The sequence below is a fragment of the Acidovorax sp. GW821-FHT11A03 genome (assembly GCF_058809075.1).
Map to the genome: position 1 here is coordinate 288,532 of NZ_JBXASG010000002.1, position 15,725 is coordinate 304,256.

At 66.4% G+C, this 15,725-nt stretch carries 16 protein-coding genes; 4 read left to right on the top strand and 12 right to left on the bottom strand.

What is annotated here, in order from left to right; genetic code table 11:
• Nucleotides 1–205 precede the first annotated feature (205 nt).
• The 5 genes from htpX to AC1RVY_RS05080 all read right to left on the bottom strand — a co-directional run bounded on the left by htpX (nt 206) and on the right by AC1RVY_RS05080 (nt 5,401).
• Nucleotides 206–1,084 carry a protease HtpX gene (gene htpX, locus AC1RVY_RS05060; RefSeq protein ID WP_218293259.1) on the bottom strand — a complete coding sequence of 293 codons (879 nt, stop codon included), beginning with the start codon at nt 1,082–1,084 and terminating at the stop codon, nt 206–208.
• A 199-nt stretch (nt 1,085–1,283) separates the two neighbouring features.
• On the bottom strand, nt 1,284–2,054 hold the full coding sequence (locus AC1RVY_RS05065) for a DUF3025 domain-containing protein (protein ID WP_492805579.1): 771 nt from the start codon (nt 2,052–2,054) through the stop codon (nt 1,284–1,286).
• Nucleotides 2,039–3,091: a dihydroorotase gene (gene pyrC, locus AC1RVY_RS05070; protein ID WP_492805581.1), complete on the bottom strand. Its 1,053-nt coding sequence runs from the start codon at nt 3,089–3,091 to the stop codon at nt 2,039–2,041. The genes AC1RVY_RS05065 and pyrC overlap by 16 nt, the downstream gene beginning before the upstream one ends.
• 109 nt (nt 3,092–3,200) lie before the next feature.
• Nucleotides 3,201–4,199 (bottom strand): Bug family tripartite tricarboxylate transporter substrate binding protein, encoded by a 999-nt coding sequence (locus AC1RVY_RS05075; protein WP_218340465.1) that lies wholly within the window; start codon nt 4,197–4,199, stop codon nt 3,201–3,203.
• Nucleotides 4,200–4,231: 32 nt separating this feature from the next.
• Nucleotides 4,232–5,401 carry a M20 family metallopeptidase gene (locus AC1RVY_RS05080; RefSeq protein WP_369641401.1) on the bottom strand — a complete coding sequence of 390 codons (1,170 nt, stop codon included), beginning with the start codon at nt 5,399–5,401 and terminating at the stop codon, nt 4,232–4,234.
• A 102-nt stretch (nt 5,402–5,503) separates the two neighbouring features.
• On the opposite strand from AC1RVY_RS05080, the gene AC1RVY_RS05085 reads away from it, so the two are divergent.
• Nucleotides 5,504–6,424 carry a MurR/RpiR family transcriptional regulator gene (locus tag AC1RVY_RS05085; RefSeq protein ID WP_369641400.1) on the top strand — a complete coding sequence of 307 codons (921 nt, stop codon included), beginning with the start codon at nt 5,504–5,506 and terminating at the stop codon, nt 6,422–6,424.
• 200 nt (nt 6,425–6,624) lie between these two features.
• Here the strand turns inward: AC1RVY_RS05085 and AC1RVY_RS05090 are convergent, their stop codons facing one another.
• From AC1RVY_RS05090 to AC1RVY_RS05115, 6 genes are all read right to left on the bottom strand, one after another.
• Nucleotides 6,625–7,362, bottom strand: a complete 738-nt coding sequence (locus AC1RVY_RS05090) for an amino acid ABC transporter ATP-binding protein (RefSeq protein WP_218293253.1) — start codon at nt 7,360–7,362, stop codon at nt 6,625–6,627.
• Nucleotides 7,363–7,511: 149 nt separating this feature from the next.
• Nucleotides 7,512–8,177: an amino acid ABC transporter permease gene (locus tag AC1RVY_RS05095; RefSeq protein ID WP_218293252.1), complete on the bottom strand. Its 666-nt coding sequence runs from the start codon at nt 8,175–8,177 to the stop codon at nt 7,512–7,514.
• A gap of 1 nt (nt 8,178) precedes the next feature.
• Entirely contained in the window at nt 8,179–8,937 is a 759-nt protein-coding gene (locus tag AC1RVY_RS05100; protein ID WP_218293251.1) for an amino acid ABC transporter permease, read from the bottom strand.
• A 108-nt stretch (nt 8,938–9,045) separates the two neighbouring features.
• Nucleotides 9,046–9,945, bottom strand: coding sequence for an amino acid ABC transporter substrate-binding protein (locus AC1RVY_RS05105; protein ID WP_218293250.1), 900 nt, complete (start codon nt 9,943–9,945; stop codon nt 9,046–9,048).
• A gap of 115 nt (nt 9,946–10,060) precedes the next feature.
• Complete coding sequence (locus tag AC1RVY_RS05110; protein ID WP_218293249.1) at nt 10,061–10,957, bottom strand: amino acid ABC transporter substrate-binding protein; 897 nt, start codon at nt 10,955–10,957, stop codon at nt 10,061–10,063.
• Nucleotides 10,958–11,137: 180 nt separating this feature from the next.
• Nucleotides 11,138–12,070 (bottom strand): LysR family transcriptional regulator, encoded by a 933-nt coding sequence (locus tag AC1RVY_RS05115; protein WP_218293248.1) that lies wholly within the window; start codon nt 12,068–12,070, stop codon nt 11,138–11,140.
• A gap of 236 nt (nt 12,071–12,306) precedes the next feature.
• Here AC1RVY_RS05115 and AC1RVY_RS05120 point away from each other — a divergent pair, with 236 nt between their 5' ends.
• From AC1RVY_RS05120 to AC1RVY_RS05130, 3 genes are read left to right on the top strand one after another with little or no spacing between them, the layout of a single operon-like run.
• Nucleotides 12,307–12,870 (top strand): TRAP transporter small permease, encoded by a 564-nt coding sequence (locus AC1RVY_RS05120; protein ID WP_369641399.1) that lies wholly within the window; start codon nt 12,307–12,309, stop codon nt 12,868–12,870.
• Entirely contained in the window at nt 12,867–14,165 is a 1,299-nt protein-coding gene (locus AC1RVY_RS05125) for a TRAP transporter large permease (protein ID WP_218293246.1), read from the top strand. Before AC1RVY_RS05120 ends, AC1RVY_RS05125 begins: the two co-directional genes overlap by 4 nt.
• A 41-nt stretch (nt 14,166–14,206) precedes the next feature.
• Nucleotides 14,207–15,244 carry a DctP family TRAP transporter solute-binding subunit gene (locus tag AC1RVY_RS05130; RefSeq protein ID WP_218340469.1) on the top strand — a complete coding sequence of 346 codons (1,038 nt, stop codon included), beginning with the start codon at nt 14,207–14,209 and terminating at the stop codon, nt 15,242–15,244.
• Nucleotides 15,245–15,386: 142 nt separating this feature from the next.
• Here the strand turns inward: AC1RVY_RS05130 and AC1RVY_RS05135 are convergent, their stop codons facing one another.
• Nucleotides 15,387–15,719: a nucleotide pyrophosphohydrolase gene (locus AC1RVY_RS05135; protein ID WP_492805587.1), complete on the bottom strand. Its 333-nt coding sequence runs from the start codon at nt 15,717–15,719 to the stop codon at nt 15,387–15,389.
• Nucleotides 15,720–15,725: the final 6 nt, after the last annotated feature.

Sequence of the window (15,725 nt, forward strand, 5' to 3'; positions counted from 1 at the left end):
GAGTGCTCTCGTGGGAATGAAGGTCAATGATGCAACCGCGCGCCGCACGGCATGCGGGCCTGGGTCGCCACCACCTTATCGACACAAGGTGACAAGCCCTTGAGCCTTGCCACGAGGCGGCCTGCCCACCCCACCAACAAAAAGGCCGCCGCGGGGGCTCCCGCGGCGGCCTGCAGGGGCCGAGGCCCGAGCCGGATCAGCCCTGCTACTGCTGCTGCGCGTTCTGCAGCGCGGCAATGCGCTCTTCAATGGGCGGGTGCGTGCTGAACAGCTTGCCGATGCCGCCGGCGATGCCCATGGCGGCCATGCTCTTGGGCAGCTCGGCCGGGTGCATGCCACCCAGGCGGGCCAGGGCGTTGATCATGGGCTGGCGGCGGCCCATGAGCTGGGCGGCCCCCGCGTCGGCGCGGAATTCGCGCTGGCGGCTGAACCAGGCCACGATCATGGCGGCCACAAAGCCCAGCAGGATGTCGAGCACGATGGTGGTCACGTAGTAGCCGATGCCGGGGCCCGAGCTGCTCTCGTCGTTCTTGCGCAGGAAGCTGTCCACGGCGTAGCCGATGACACGCGACAGGAACACCACGAAGGTGTTCATCACGCCCTGGATCAGCGTCATGGTGACCATGTCGCCGTTGGCGATGTGGGCCACCTCGTGGCCGATCACGGCCTCGACCTCTTCACGCGTCATGCCCTGCAGCAGGCCGGTGGACACCGCCACCAGCGCCGAGTTCTTGAACGCGCCCGTGGCGAACGCATTGGGGTCGCCCTCGAAGATGCCGACTTCGGGCATGCCGATCTTGGCTTCGGTGGCGAACTTGCGCACGGTTTCGACGATCCAGCGCTCGTCGGGCGAGCCGGAGCCGTCGATCACGCGCACGCCCGAGGTCCACTTGGCCATGGGCTTGCTGATGAGCAGCGAGATGATCGCGCCGCCAAAGCCCATGACGAGCGCGAAGCCCAGCAGCGCGCCCAGGTTCAGCCCGTTGGCCGTGAGATAGCGGTTCACGCCCAGCAGGCTGGCCACCACCCCCAGCACGACAACGACGGCCAGGTTGGTCATCACAAATAACAGGATCCGCTTCATGGAATGAATTCTCCGTGGGGTCAACAACAACAGTGTCCGCTGGTCCAGATGGGGGCCGGGGACCGCGCTTCAAGCGGTACGCCCTCGGGCGTGGCGGGCCGCTGCAGCCCCCGCGCCCGCCGCCCATGGCCGCGATTTCATCGCGCTATGGTAGGTGCAAACCTGTGGCGCGGCCTTATCACACAAGCCTTGACGGGAATTAGGGAGCGGGTGCAGCGCGCGGCGGACGGAACACCTGGGCGTCGGCATAGAAGCCCGGCACCTCATTCGCCCGCCACCAGCCGGGCACGCCCAGTACCGGCAGGGGGGTGAAAGGCTTGGCGTCCCAGGTGGGAGATTGCACCCGCCGCGCGAGCCAGGCATCCAAATTCGCTATGGATTCAATAGCTTCAGACGCTGGATAGACATGCGCCACCATGGGTTTTCGGGGTGCCACCAGCTTCTCCAGCAGCGCATGGCCGAACAGCACCAGCCGGGCTTCGCGCCACAGCGGGCGCAGGTCGACGAACAGGCGCTGCCAGTCGCGCGCCCGGAGCGCATCCCACAGTGCGTCGGGCGCCTGCAGCAGCGCGCCGTTTTCATCGAACACCGTGAGCGCATCGCGCAGCGGCCCGCGCACCGCCTGCACGCCGTCGGCGGCGATGGCCTGGGCCTGCAGTTCGTTCAGGCGGCGCTTGGTGAGCGGGAAATGCAGCCACACCAGGCCGTTGAAGAAGTCGTGCAGGTTGTCGCGCGTGGGCACGCGGCGGGTGTCCCAGATGTACTGCTCGTAGGCCACGCCGTCGGGCAGCGCGGCCTGCGGCGCGAACAGCATGGGCACCGCGCCGGGCGCCGCGGACTGCAATGCCTCGTGCACCGCGCCGCCGCCCTGCACCTGCCGCGCGATGGGCTGGCCCAGGCCGCGCCACGGCGCCAGCCAGGGAGCGCTCCAGTCGATGGTGTCGAAGGAGGGGCTTACACCAGCCGCCACGGCAGCGCTTCACCGGAGCGCAGGGGCTTGAGGTTGGCCTCGCCGAAGACGAAGCTCTCGGGCGGCGTCCAGGATTCGCGGCGCAGGGTGATGGTGCCGGTGTTGCGCGGCAGGCTGTAGAAGTCGGGGCCGTGGAAGCTGGCAAAGCCTTCGAGCTTGTCGAGCGCACCGGCGTTGTCGAACGCCTCGGCGTACATCTCCATGGCGGCATGCGCGGTGTAGCAGCCTGCGCAGCCGGTGGAGTGCTCCTTGAGGTGCGCGGGGTGTGGCGCGCTGTCGGTGCCCAGGAAGAACTTGGCCGAGCCGCTGGTGGCCGCTTGCACCAGGGCCACGCGGTGCGTCTCGCGCTTGAGCACGGGCAGGCAGTAGTAGTGCGGGCGCACGCCGCCGACGAAGATCGCGTTGCGGTTGTACAGAAGGTGGTGCGCCGTGATGGTCGCCGCGGTGAAGCGGTCGGACGCCTGCACGTAGTCGGCCGCGTCCTTGGTGGTGATGTGCTCGAAGACGATCTTGAGCTCGGGGAAGTCGCGGCGCAGCGGGATGAGCTGCTGGTCGATGAAGACGGCCTCGCGGTCGAACAGGTCGATGTCGCTACTGGTGACTTCGCCGTGCACCAGCAGCAGCATGCCGGCCTTCTGCATGGCCTCGAGCGTCTTGTAGGTCTTGCGGATGTCGGTCACGCCCGCGTCGCTGTTGGTGGTGGCGCCCGCGGGATAGAGCTTGCAGGCCACCACGCCCGCATCCTTGGCGCGCACGATCTCGTCGGCGGGCAGGTTGTCGGTGAGGTACAGCGTCATCAGCGGCTCGAACTGCACGCCGGCGGGCACGGCGGCCAGGATGCGCTGCTTGTAGGCCAGGGCCTGCTCGGCCGTGGTCACGGGCGGGCGCAGGTTGGGCATGATGATCGCGCGGCCGAACTGCGCGGCCGTGTGCGGCACCACGGTGGAAAGCGGCTCGCCGTCGCGCACATGCAGGTGCCAGTCGTCGGGCCGGGTGATGGTGAGGGAGTCGATGGGGGGGTGGAGGGCGGCGGTCATGGGCAGCATTGTCCCATCGGCTTTGGAACTATCAATTTCATAGCTGCCGGCGCTTGAAAAACAAGGACCAGCAGCCAAAAACAATCACGAACAGCAGGCCAGCACGACCTCATTCAGCCGTGATGCCCGCCTTGCGCACCACCTCGCCGAATTTCACGAGGCGCTCGGACATCATCTTCTCGAAGGCGGCGGGCGCCATCTCCTCGGGGGCGATCACGCCGCGCTCCTTGAGGTTGGCCAGCATCGCGGGCGAGGTGGCGACCTGGCGCACGGCCTTGTACAGCGTCTGCACGATGGCATCGGGCGTGCCGCCGGGGGCCGCCAGGCCTGTCCACGAGGTGAGGTTGAGCTCCGGGTAGCCCACCTCGGCCATGGTGGGCACATCGGGCAGCTGGGCCAGCCGCTGGTCGGCCGCCACGGCCAGGGCACGCACCTTGCCGGCCTGCACGTGCGGCAGCATGATCACCAGGTTGTCGAGGATGAACTGCACTTCGTTGGCCAGCACGGCCGTGATCAGCGGCGTGCCGCCACGGTAGGGAATGTGGGTGGTGAAGGCGCCGGTGGCGGCCTTGAACATCTCGACGTTGAGCTGGCCCATGCTGCCCACGCCGCCGCTGCCGTAGTTGAGCTTGCCGGGGTTCTTCTTGGCGTAGGCCACGAACTCGGCGAACGTCTTGAACGGCAGACTGCTGTGCACCACCAGCGCGTTGGGCTGGCGGCCCAGGATGGCGATGTTCTCGAAATCCTTGACCGGGTCGTAGCCCACCTTGGGCTGGGTGAGCGGGTTGGCCAGGTGGCTGCTTTGCGACGACACGACCAGCGTGTAGCCGTCGGGCTTGGCGCGCGCCACGTACAACGCGCCCACCGAGCCGCCCGCGCCCGCGCGGTTTTCCACGATGATGGGCACGCCCAGCACGCGCGAGAGCGGCTCGGAATACTGGCGGGCCATGATGTCCACCGACCCGCCGGGCGGGAACGGCACCACCAGGGTGATGGGGCGCGAGGGGAATTTCTCGTCCGCCTGGGCTGCTACCGGCGCCAGGCCCGCAAGGCCCAGCCCCAGGCCGGCGGAAAGAACATGGCGGCGGTTGGGTTGTGTGGAATGCATGGGGTCTTCTCTCGAAAAGGAATGGGGAGGGATCAGGGATGGTCCAGGATGGCCAGCGCCACGGCCTGGGCGCGCGGCACGAAGGTGGACAGCTCGCAGTACTCGCGCTCGGTGTGCGGGTGGCCGCCCACGGGGCCGGTGCCGCACAGCGTGGGCGCGCCCACGGAGGCGGTGAGGCCGCTGTCGGCCGCGCCCCCGGTGAATTCGCCCTGCACCTCGAAGCCCAACGACTGGGCGCCGCGCTGGTACAGCGCCAGCAGCGCGTCGGGCGTGGGCTTCATGGGCAGCGTGCGGCGCGATTCGGTGATGCGGCCTTTGGTGCGTGGCACGGATTCCTCCTCCACGATGGCGCGCACCCTGGCGAGCAGTTCCTCGGGGTCGGTGTCCGAGGTGAAGCGCAGGTCCACCGCGGCCTTGGCGTGCGGCGCCACCATGTTGGGCACGATGCCGCCCTGCACCACGCCCACGTTGGCGGTGGTGCCCGTGGCGGGGTCGGTGAGTGCGTGCAGCGCCAGCGTCTTGCGGGCCAGGGCCTCGACGGCGCTCGCGCCCGCCGCGTGGTTGATGCCGGCGTGGGCGGCGACGCCCTCCACCTCGAACTCCACCACCATCGAGCCCTTGCGGCTCGTCACCAGGTTGCCGCTGACGCGGCCGGGCTCGGCATTGAGCACCGCCTTGACGCCGCGCGCCTGGGCCATGATGCGCTCGCGCGTGGCGGGCGAGCCGATCTCCTCGTCGCACGAGAAGAACAGCTGCAGCGGCCCCTGGAGCCCGCCGCAGCGCGCGAAGGCCTCGGCCACGAACACGTTCATCACCAGGCCGGATTTCATGTCGGCCACGCCCGGGCCGTAGGCACGGCCGTCCTCCACGCGGAAAGGGCGCCGCGCCACGGTGCCCGAGGGGAACACGGTGTCCATGTGGCCCATGAGCACGATGGGCGGGCCGTCGGCGGCGCCGGGAACGTGGGCATGCAGCAGCACGCCGTAACCCGGTACGGGCTCGAACCGCACGGCCACACCGGCGGCCTCGAGCCGCTCGCGCAGGACGGTGGCCACGGCCGTCACCCCCGCCTCGTCGCGGCTGCCGCTGTCGATGTTCACGACTTTCTGCAACAGGTCTTGCATGGCCTGCGACTGGCCAGCGAGCCAGTCCAGGATGCGACGGCGCACCTGGGAGCCGCTTGTTTCAAGGGTATCCTGCATCTGTGTCCTTGGGTCCTGCCCCTGAACGCGGGGCGAAAATTGGGCCGAAGTGTTGCACGCGCTGCCTCTGCTTGCAATACATTTTTCATAAAAGAGACATTCATGAAATCATCATTGCAAAAATCCGCCGGCTTGCTGACCGAGCGCCTGGCCCGCCAGGGCGCCGAACTCACGACCAGCGAGCGCGCGCTGGCCGAGGCGCTGGGGCGCGACTACCCGCACGCGCTGCTGGAGTCCGCCACGGCGCTGGCGGCGCGCAACGGCACGAGCGCATCGACGGTGGTGAGGCTGTTCGCCAAGCTGGGCTATGAAAGCTATGCCCAGGCGCAGCGCGAGGCGCGCGGCGAAGTCACGGCGCTGCTGCAAACGGCCGGCCAGCGCGCACCGGTGACCATCGGCACGGAGCGCAGCCTGCAGCAGTGCCTGGACGATGCGCTGCTGCACGACCAGCACAACATCGCCGCCACGCGCGACAGCCTGGACATGGCGGCCTTTGAGGCCATCGCCCGGCGCATCGCCCAGGCCCGGGGCCGCCTGTTCGTGCTGGCCCAGATCAACAGCGCGCCCGTGGCCGCGTGGCTGGCACTGCACCTGAACATGTGCCGCCCCGGGGTGCATGAGCTGGGCGTGGGCGCCGTGGCCACCACCGACCAGCTGCTGTGGGTGCAGCCCGAGGACACGCTGCTGGTCTTCAGCATCCGCCGCTATGCGAGCGGCCCGGTGAAGGTGGCCCAGCGCTTTCGCGACGCGGGCGCACAGGTGCTGGCCATCACCGACAGCGCGGCCGCGCCGCTGGCGCGGCTGGCCCAGCACCGGCTTCAGGTGCGCACCTCCAACGCATCGCCGTTCGACTCGTACACCGCGGCCTTCTTCCTGTGCAACGCCCTGGTGTCGGCCGTGGCCCAGCTGCGCCACAAGGCCGTGTCCGAGGCCCTGAAGCATCGCGACGACCTGTGGACGGATTTTGAGTCGCAGCTCATCGTGGAGGGCAGCCCGCCGGCCGGCCGGCGGGGCAAGCGTTAGCCTGGGCTCCTTGGCATTGCATGCGCCCATAAAAAAAGCGCTCCGAAGAGCGCTTTTTGCTTTTAATCCTGAACACCTGCACGCCACTCGCCGCATGAAACTGGCGCGGCCCAAGCCAGTGCCACCGGGGAACTGGCTTTGCCAGGCCACCGGTGGCGTCCCCCTGAGGGAAGGCGCCGCAGGCGACTCAGGGGGAGCCATCAGTGCTGCAGGATCTTGTTGAGGAAGTCCTTGGTGCGCGGCTGGCGGGCGTCGGGGTTGTTGAAGAAGTCGTCCTTGGAGCAGTCTTCCAGGATCTTGCCGCCCACGTCCATGAAGATCACGCGGTTGCTGACCTTGCGGGCGAAGCCCATTTCGTGGGTCACGCACATCATGGTCATGCCTTCGTTGGCCAGGCCCACCATCACGTCCAGCACCTCACCGACCATTTCGGGGTCGAGCGCGGACGTGGGTTCGTCGAACAGCATCACGATGGGGTCCATCGACAGCGCACGGGCAATCGCCACGCGCTGCTGCTGGCCGCCCGAGAGCTGGCCCGGAAACTTGTCCTTGTGCGCCATCAGGCCCACGCGTTCGAGCATCTTCAGGCCACGCTTCTTGGCGTCGTCCGCGCTGCGGCCCAGCACCTTGATCTGCGCGATCGTCAGGTTCTCCGTCACCGACAGGTGGGGGAACAGCTCGAAATGCTGGAACACCATGCCCACGCGGCTGCGCAGCTTGGGCAGGTCGGTCTTGGGATCGTGCAGGCGGATGCCGTCCACGGTGATCTCGCCCTTCTGGAAGGGCTCCAGCGCGTTGATGGTCTTGATCAGCGTGGATTTGCCCGAGCCCGAGGGCCCGCACACCACCACCACTTCACCCTTGTTGATGGTGGCCGAGCATTCGTTGAGCACCTGCACGGGGCCATACCACTTGGATACGTTCTTGAGTTCGATCATTTCTTTCTCCAATCTCTTCTCTCGTCACTTGTTCAGGGCGCTGCGCATGAGACCGATCCGGCCCCATGCGAGGACGCCGTGGAACTGGCTTTGCCAGGCCACTGGCGCCGTCCCTCTCGGGGGAAGGCGCCGAAGGCGACTCAGGGGGGCTACCGAATAATTGCGATCTTCTGGTGCAGGCGCTTGACCATCCAGGACAGCGCGTAGCACATCACAAAGTACAGGACGGCGGCCGCCAGGTAGGCCTCGATGGGCCGGCCGAAGTTCTTGCCTGCCACTTCGAAGCCCTTGAGCATGTCGTAGGCGCCGATGGCGTAGACCAGCGACGTGTCCTGGAACAGGATGATGGTCTGCGTGAGCAGCACCGGCAGCATGTTGCGGAACGCCTGCGGCAGCACCACGAGCTTCATGTTCTGGCCATACGTCATGCCCAGCGCCTGGCCGGCATGCACCTGTCCGCGCGGGATGGACTGGATGCCGGCGCGCATGATCTCGCTGAAATAGGCGGCCTCGAACGCGATGAAGGTCACCACGGCCGACACTTCCGCGCCGATGGGCCGCCCGATGATGGCGGGCACCAGCAGGAAGAACCACAGGATCACCATCACCAGCGGAATGCTGCGCATGCCGTTGACGTAGATGGTGGCGGGCACGTCGAGCCATTTCTTGCCCGACAGGCGCATGAGCGCGAGCACGGTGCCGAAGATCACCCCGCCAATGGTGGCCACGAAGGTGAGCAGCAGGCTGAAGTACAGCCCCTTGAGCACGAAATTGGAGATGAGATCCCAGTTGTAGAAGGAGAAGTCGAGATTCATATCAATGACCTCCGCCTGCGCTGCTGGCCACGACCATGCCCGGGATGCGCACGCGCTTCTCGATGAACGCCATGATCCGGTTGATGGCAAAGGCCGAGATGATGTAGAGCGCCGTCACGGCCAGGTACACCTCGATGCCGCGCGAGGTTTCTTCCTGCGCCTGCATGGCGAACATGGTGAGTTCGGCCACCGACACGGCAAACGCCACCGACGAGTTCTTGAAGATGTTCATCGTCTCGCTGGTCAGCGGCGGGATGATGATGCGAAACGCCATGGGCAGCAGCACATAGCGGTAGGTCTGGAACGTGGTGAACCCCACCGCCAGGCCGGCATAGCGCTGGCCGCGTGGCAGCGTCTGGATGCCCGAACGCACCTGCTCGGCGATACGCGCCGAGGTGAAGAAGCCCAGGGCCAGCACGACCAGTGCAAACCCCGGAACGCCCTTGAGCACCGGGAACAGGCTCGGCAGGACGTGGTACCAGAGGAAGATCTGGACCAGCAGCGGAATATTGCGGAATAGCTCGACCCAGGCATTGCCCAGCCGAACGATCACCGGCCGGTCCTGCAGAGTGCGCAGCGTGCCGATGAAAGAGCCCAAAACAAGTGCCAGCACAAGTGCCAGCAGAGAAACAGACACCGTCCAGCCCCAGGCCGACAGCATCCAGTCCAGGTACGTGATGTCGCCGCCCTTGCCAAAGCAGCTTTGCACGACTTCCCGGTCCATGGTGTCCTGGCAGAACACCTGCCAATCCCAACTCATAGGAGCACCCCTTTAATTCTTGGTGTTGCGTTGGCCGCTACCGCTCGCGAGCCCAACAAAAAAGCCCCTTCAAACCGGCTGGCCGAAGGGGCACAAGCGCTCAGAAGATCACTTCTTTGCGTAGTCTTCCATGGGCTTGTCGTTAGGCGATGCCCAGGCGGCCTTGGTGGCATCGGAGATCGGCAGGCCGATCTTGGTGTTGGTCGGCGGCACGGGCTGCATGAACCACTTGTCGTACAGCTTGGCCAGCGAACCGTCCGCGATCTGGCGCTTGATGGAGTCGTCCACGGCCTTCTTGAAGGCTGCATCGTCCTTGCGCAGCATGCAGGCGATGGGCTCCACGCTCAGGACTTCACCGACGATCTTGTAGTCGGCGGGGTTCTTGGACTTGGAGATGTTGGCCGCCAGGATGGAGGCGTCCATCACGAAAGCGTCAGCGCGGCCCGTTTCCAGCATCAGGAAGCTGTCAGCGTGGTCCTTGCCGAAGACTTCCTTGAAGTCGATGCCGCCAGCGCGCTCGTGCTTGCGCAGGGTCTGCACCGACGTGGTGCCCGTGGTGGTGGCAATGGTCTTGCCGTTCAAGTCCTTGATCGACGTGATGCCCGAGCTGGACTTCACGGCGGTGCGCACTTCTTCCACATAGGTGGTCACGGCAAACGCCACGTCCTTCTGGCGCGCTGCGTTGTTGGTGGTGGAGCCGCACTCCAGGTCCACGGTGCCGTTGGTCACCAGGGGGATGCGGTTTTGCGAGGTGACGGGCTGGTACTTGACGTCCAGCTTGGGCAGGCCCAGCTGCTTCTGGATGTCGGCCAGGACGACTTCGCCCATTTCGGTGTGGAAGCCCACGAACTTGCCGTTGCCCAGTGTGTAGGAAAGACCCGAAGACTCGCGCACACCCAGCGTCACGCTGCCCGAGGCCTTGATCTTGGCCAGGGTGTCGGTGGCCTGAGCGAAAGCGCTACCTGCAGCCAGGGCGGTCACGGCAACCGCGAGCAAATGCTTCTTCATTGGTATCTCCTTGTGTGTGAAGCGAAAAAAGGGATGGATTCTAGAGATTCGACCCTGCCGGGGGTACCGGCAGACCGCATTCTCCAAAAATGGAAACCTCGACCAGGGATATTAGTCAGAACGGGACCTGGTCGGTAGGGTATTTCCAGAAGTCCCGCAACAAGTAGCTGACCGGAAGGTTCAGCACCGTGTTGTTCGGGGGGATGGGCTTGTTGAACCATTTGTCATAGATCGGATAGATGTCGCGGCTGGTGATCAGGCGGCGCATCTCCTCGTCGATGAGCTTCTTGAACTCGGGGTCGTTCCTGGGCAGCATGATGGCCAGGGGCTCGGTGGTCATGAAGCGGCCCACCACCTTGAGCGCCTTGGGGTCGGGCCGCCCGGCCGCCAGGCCGTACAGCAGCACGTCGTCCATCACGAAGGCGTCGGCCTCGCCCTTTTCCACCATTTCGACGGCCTTGGCATGGTCGGGCGCCTCCACGATGGTGATGCCCATCAGGCGTTCGCGGTTGGCCTGGTCGGCCGCCTTCAGCGGCGTCGTGCCCTTGGTGGACACCAGTTTCTTGCCGTTGAGGTCTTCCACGCGGTCGATGGGGCTGGCGGACTTCACCAGCAGCCGCGCGCCGGTAATGAAGTGGGGGATCGTGAAGGCCACTTTCTGGCGCCGCTCGGCGTTGTTGGTGGTGGAGCCGCACTCCATGTCGGCCTTGCCCTGCTCGATCACCGCGATGCGGTTGGCCGGCGTGACCGCCACGAACTCGACCTCCATGTCCTTCTTGCCGGTCTTCTTGCGCACCACCTCGGCCAGGCGCAGGCACAGATCCATCGCGTAGCCCACCGGCTTGCCGGACTGGGTGTCGATGTACGAGAAAGGCACCGACGATTCCCGGTGGGCGATCACCAGCTTGCCGCCAGCGCCGATGCGCTCGAGCACCGAGGCCTGCGCAGAAGTCGCAAAAGCGCTGCACAGGGCGGCAAGGCCCCAGGCAATTCCCCAATGCTGAACGTTCATACGGTGTCTCGGTGAGTGGATGGATCGGATTTGCAATGTTCGTGCCACCGTGGGGCCTTCAGAGGGCGCGCGCTGCGGTAACCGACCCGTCGATGGCGCAGACTGTACGTGTCGTTACCGTGAAATTCCAATGCCGTTTGCGCGCGCAACTATGCAAAGTGTTTATATCCGTATTTACCCTTAGCATGACCCTGCCTGGGATTGCAGGTAAGTCCACAGGGCCTGCGCCGTGCCCTTGGGGGCTTCCTTGCCCGCGGGCTTTTCGCGGTAGGCGCGCACGTCCATGGTCATCTGCAGTCCTTCGGTATCGGGCGGCGCCGCACTGACCAGGCGGCGCGAGCGCAGCTCCTTCTTCACCGCGCTGTGCGGCAGGAAGGCCACGCCATGGCCCTCGAGCGCCATGGCCTTGAGGCCCTCGGCCATGTCCGTCTCGTACACCCGCTCCAGATGGATGGGCGTGCCGGACTCCTTGAGGATCAGCTCCGTCACGCGCCCCAGGTAGGCACCGGGCGCGTAACCCAGGTAGGGCAGCGGCTGCCCGGCGCGGCCCGGCAGGCGGTGCAGCGGCTGGCCTTCCGCGTCGGCCTTGCTGTAAGGGGAGAGCACCTCCTGCCCCAGGCTCACCATCTCGTAGCGGTCGGCATCGAGCTGGAACGGCTGCGAAGGGTGGTGGTAGGCGATCAGCAGGTCGCAGCCGCCCTCCACCAGCCGCATCACGGCGTCGTGCACGTTCAGGGCGATGAGGCGGCTCTTGAACGGGCCGAACTTGTCGTGCAGGCTGGACACCCAGGCGGGGAAGAAGGTGAACGCGAGCGTGTGCGGCACCGCGAACTCGATCATGTCCTTGCCGGCGCTGGTGTGCGCGCGCAGCATGGCGCGCGTGTTCTGCAGTGCCTGCAGCATTTCCAGCGCCTGGTCGTACAGGGTCTTGCCGGCGGGCGTGAGGCGGGTGGGGTAGGAGCTCCGGTCCACCAGATCGGTGCCCGCCCAGGCTTCCAGGGCCTGGATGCGCCGGGAGAAGGCGGGCTGCGTCACGTGGCGTAACTGGGCGGAGCGGCTGAAGCTGCGCGTTTCCGCAAGACTGACAAAATCCTCTAGCCACTTGGTTTCCATGGGCGCATTATCCGCGCGCGCCCGCGGACGTGCTTCGTAAAGATATGAGGGTTTTCACAGCCCGCCCCAGGCGCACCAATGGTGTGCATGCATAGCAACCATCGCATAATAGAAAGCAGCGCTTACCGCGCTTTTTTTGCGCTCGGGGCGGGATTCGCCCCAGCCCCCGGTGCACAACACCGCCGGGCAGGGCGGCCGGCATTCGCATATGTTTGTTCCCCTCCACCCCTGCTCCCATGTCCTCCTCTCCCCCCCCCGGGCCCGCGGCCGATGCATCGCCCGGCGCTGCCAGCCCCGACGCCGAGCCCCGCTCGCTGCGCCTTGAAGACTGGCTCACCGTCCTCGTGATGGCGGCGCTCGCGCTCATCACGTTCGCCAATGTGCTGGTGCGCTATTTCACCAACTCCTCCTTCGCCTGGACGGAGGAAATCTCCGTGTTCCTGATGATCGTGCTGGCCCTGGTGGCGGGCTCCGCCGCCGTGGCGCGCGACCAGCACATCCGCATCGAGTATTTCGCCGAAGGTGGCTCGGCCCTGCGCAGCAGGCGCCTGGCGCAGCTGGGAGCCATCACCGTGGCCCTGCTGTTCGGGCTGATCGCGGTGCTGAGCGTGCGCGTGGTGTGGGACGACTACCGCTTCGGCGAGACCTCGCCCGGAATCGGCGTGCCGCAGTGGTGGTATTCAATCTGGCTGCCCGTGCTGTCCACGCTGATCGCGGCGCGGGCCGTCGGCCTGCTGGTGCGGCGCACGCGCGCGGCGCCCGGGGCCACCGATGAATCTGCCGAGGACGCCCGGCCATGATCGCCACGCTCCTGTTCGTGGCCTTCCTGGGCCTGATGTTCGTGGGCGTGCCGATCGGCGCCGCGCTGGGCCTGGCGGGCGCCGCCGCCATCGCGCTGGCCAATGCCGACAGCCAGTGGTTCGGCCTGCTGGCCGTGCCGCAGAACTTCTACGCCGGGCTGGGCAAGTACCCGCTGCTGGCCATCCCCATGTTCGTGCTGGTCGGCTCCATCTTCGACCGCTCGGGCGTGGCGCTGCGCCTGGTCAACTTCGCCGTGGCCATCGTCGGACGCGGCCCGGGCATGCTGCCGCTGGTGGCGATCGCCGTGGCCATGTTCCTCGGGGGCATCTCGGGTTCGGGCCCGGCCAACGCCGCCGCCGTGGGCGGCGTGATGATCGCGGCCATGTCGCGCGCGGGCTACCCGCCCTCGTTCTCGGCCAGCGTGGTGGGCGCGGCAGCGGCCACGGACATCCTGATCCCGCCCTCGGTCGCGTTCATCATCTACTCGGTGCTGGTGCCCGGCGCCTCGGTGCCGGCGCTGTTCGCCGCCGGCATGATCCCCGGCATCCTGGCAGGCATCGCGCTGATCGTGCCGGCCGTGTGGATGGCCCGCAAGCACAAGATGGGCGCGCTGGAAGCCACGATGCCCCGCCCCCCGTTCTGGAAGAGCCTGCGCGAGGCCACCTGGGGCCTGGCCGCGCCGGTGCTGATCCTGGGCGGCATGCGCGCCGGCTGGTTCACCCCCACCGAGGCCGCCGTGGTGGCCGTGTTCTACGGCCTGTTCGTGGGCATGGTGATCCACCGCACGATCAAGGTGCGCGACCTGTTCCCCATCCTGCGCGAATCGGGCGAGCTGTCGGCCGTGATCCTCATCGTGGTGTCGCTCGCGGGCATCTTTGCGTATTCGCTGTCCACGCTGGGCGTGATCGACCCGGTGGCCAACGCCATCGTGAACTCCGGCCTGGGCGAGTACGGCGTGCTGGCGCTGCTCATCGTGCTGCTCATCACCGTGGGCATGTTCCTCGACGGCATCTCGATCTTCCTGATCTTCGTGCCGCTGCTGCTGCCCATCATGCAGTTCTACAAATGGGACCCTGTCTGGTTCGGCGTGATCCTGACCCTGAAGGTGGCCCTGGGCCAGTTCACACCGCCGCTGGCCGTGAACCTCATGGTCTCGTGCCGCATCGCCGGCGTGCGCATGGAATCCACCGTGCGCTGGGTGGGCTGGATGCTGTTCGCCATGTTCCTCGTGATGGTGCTCGTGATCGCCTTCCCGCAACTGGCCCTGTGGCTGCCCGCCAAACTCGGTTATTGATTCACACATTGACCCCTGATTTCTACAAGGAGACTGAAACAATGAAACTGCGCACTTTCCTCACTTCCGCCGTCGCCACTGCGGCCGCCCTCGCCTTCACCGCCCCCGCCGCCATTGCCCAGACGGCCTACAAGAGCGAGTACCGCATGTCGCTGGTGCTGGGCACCGCCTTCCCCTGGGGCAAGGGCGGCGAACTCTGGGCCAACAAGGTCCGCGAGCGCACCAGCGGCCGCATCAACATCAAGCTGTACCCCGGCGTCTCGCTGATCCAGGGCGACCAGACGCGCGAGTTCAGCGCGCTGCGCCAGGGCGTGATCGACATGGCTGTGGGCTCCACCATCAACTGGTCGCCCCAGGTCAAGCAGCTCAACCTGTTCTCGCTGCCCTTCCTGTTCCCCGACTACGCGGCGGTGGACGCGGTGACGCAGGGCGACGTGGGCAAGCAGATCTTCCAGACCCTGGACAAGGCGGGCGTGATGCCCCTGGCCTGGGGCGAGAACGGCTACCGCGAGATCTCCAATTCCAAGAAGGCGATCAAGACCCCCGAGGACCTGAAGGGCCTGAAGATCCGCGTGGTGGGCTCGCCCCTGTTCCTGGACACCTTCACCGCGCTGGGCGCCAACCCCACCCAGATGAGCTGGGCCGATGCACAGCCCGCGTTTGCCAGCGGCGCCGTGGACGGCCAGGAGAACCCGATTGCCGTGTACATGGCCGCCAAGCTGCACACCGTGGCGCAAAAGCACGTGACGATGTGGGGCTACGTGAACGACCCGCTGATCTTCGTGGTCAACAAGGACATCTGGGCGTCCTGGACACCCGCCGACCGCGAGATCGTCAAGCAGGCCGCCATCGATGCCGGCAAGGAGGAGATCGCCATTGCCCGCAAGGGCATGGTCGAGGCCGACAAGCCCCTGCTCAAGGACATCGCCGCCAATGGCGTGACCGTCACGCAGCTCTCCACCGCCGAGCGCGATGCCTTCGTGAAGGCCACGCGCCCCGTGTACGAAAAGTGGAAGGGCCAGATCGGCGCCGACCTGGTGGGCTCGGCCGAGAAGGCGATCGCCGCGCGCAAGAAGTGAGCAATGCCATCACCGGCGCACGAAAGTAAGCCGGTGCGTGCAGCATGAAAAAGCCCCGCCAGGGCGGGGCTTTTTCATGGGCGTCCCGTCACTGCCAAATGGAGAGCACCCGGCATGCAACACCGGTGCAGGCGCCCCCCGTTCACTCCAGGTTTTCTGGTGCGGGGTGCTTGACGGCGTTCTTGCGCAGCTTGTGCTCCACCGCTTCGGCCAGGTCCACGCCCGCATGGTCGGCCAGCTGCAGCAGGTACAGCAGCACATCGGCCACTTCATCGGCGATGGGCTCCTTGAACGCCGGGTCGTCGCGCACCAACCGCGACTGCTCGGGCGTCATCCACTGGAAGATCTCGGCCAGCTCGGCCGCCTCCACCATCAGCGCCATGGCCAGGTTCTTGGGGGTGTGGAACGGCTGCCACTGCCGTTCGGCCGCAAACACACGCAGCCGGGCCTGCAGCGCATTCAAATCGACGGACATGAGTCG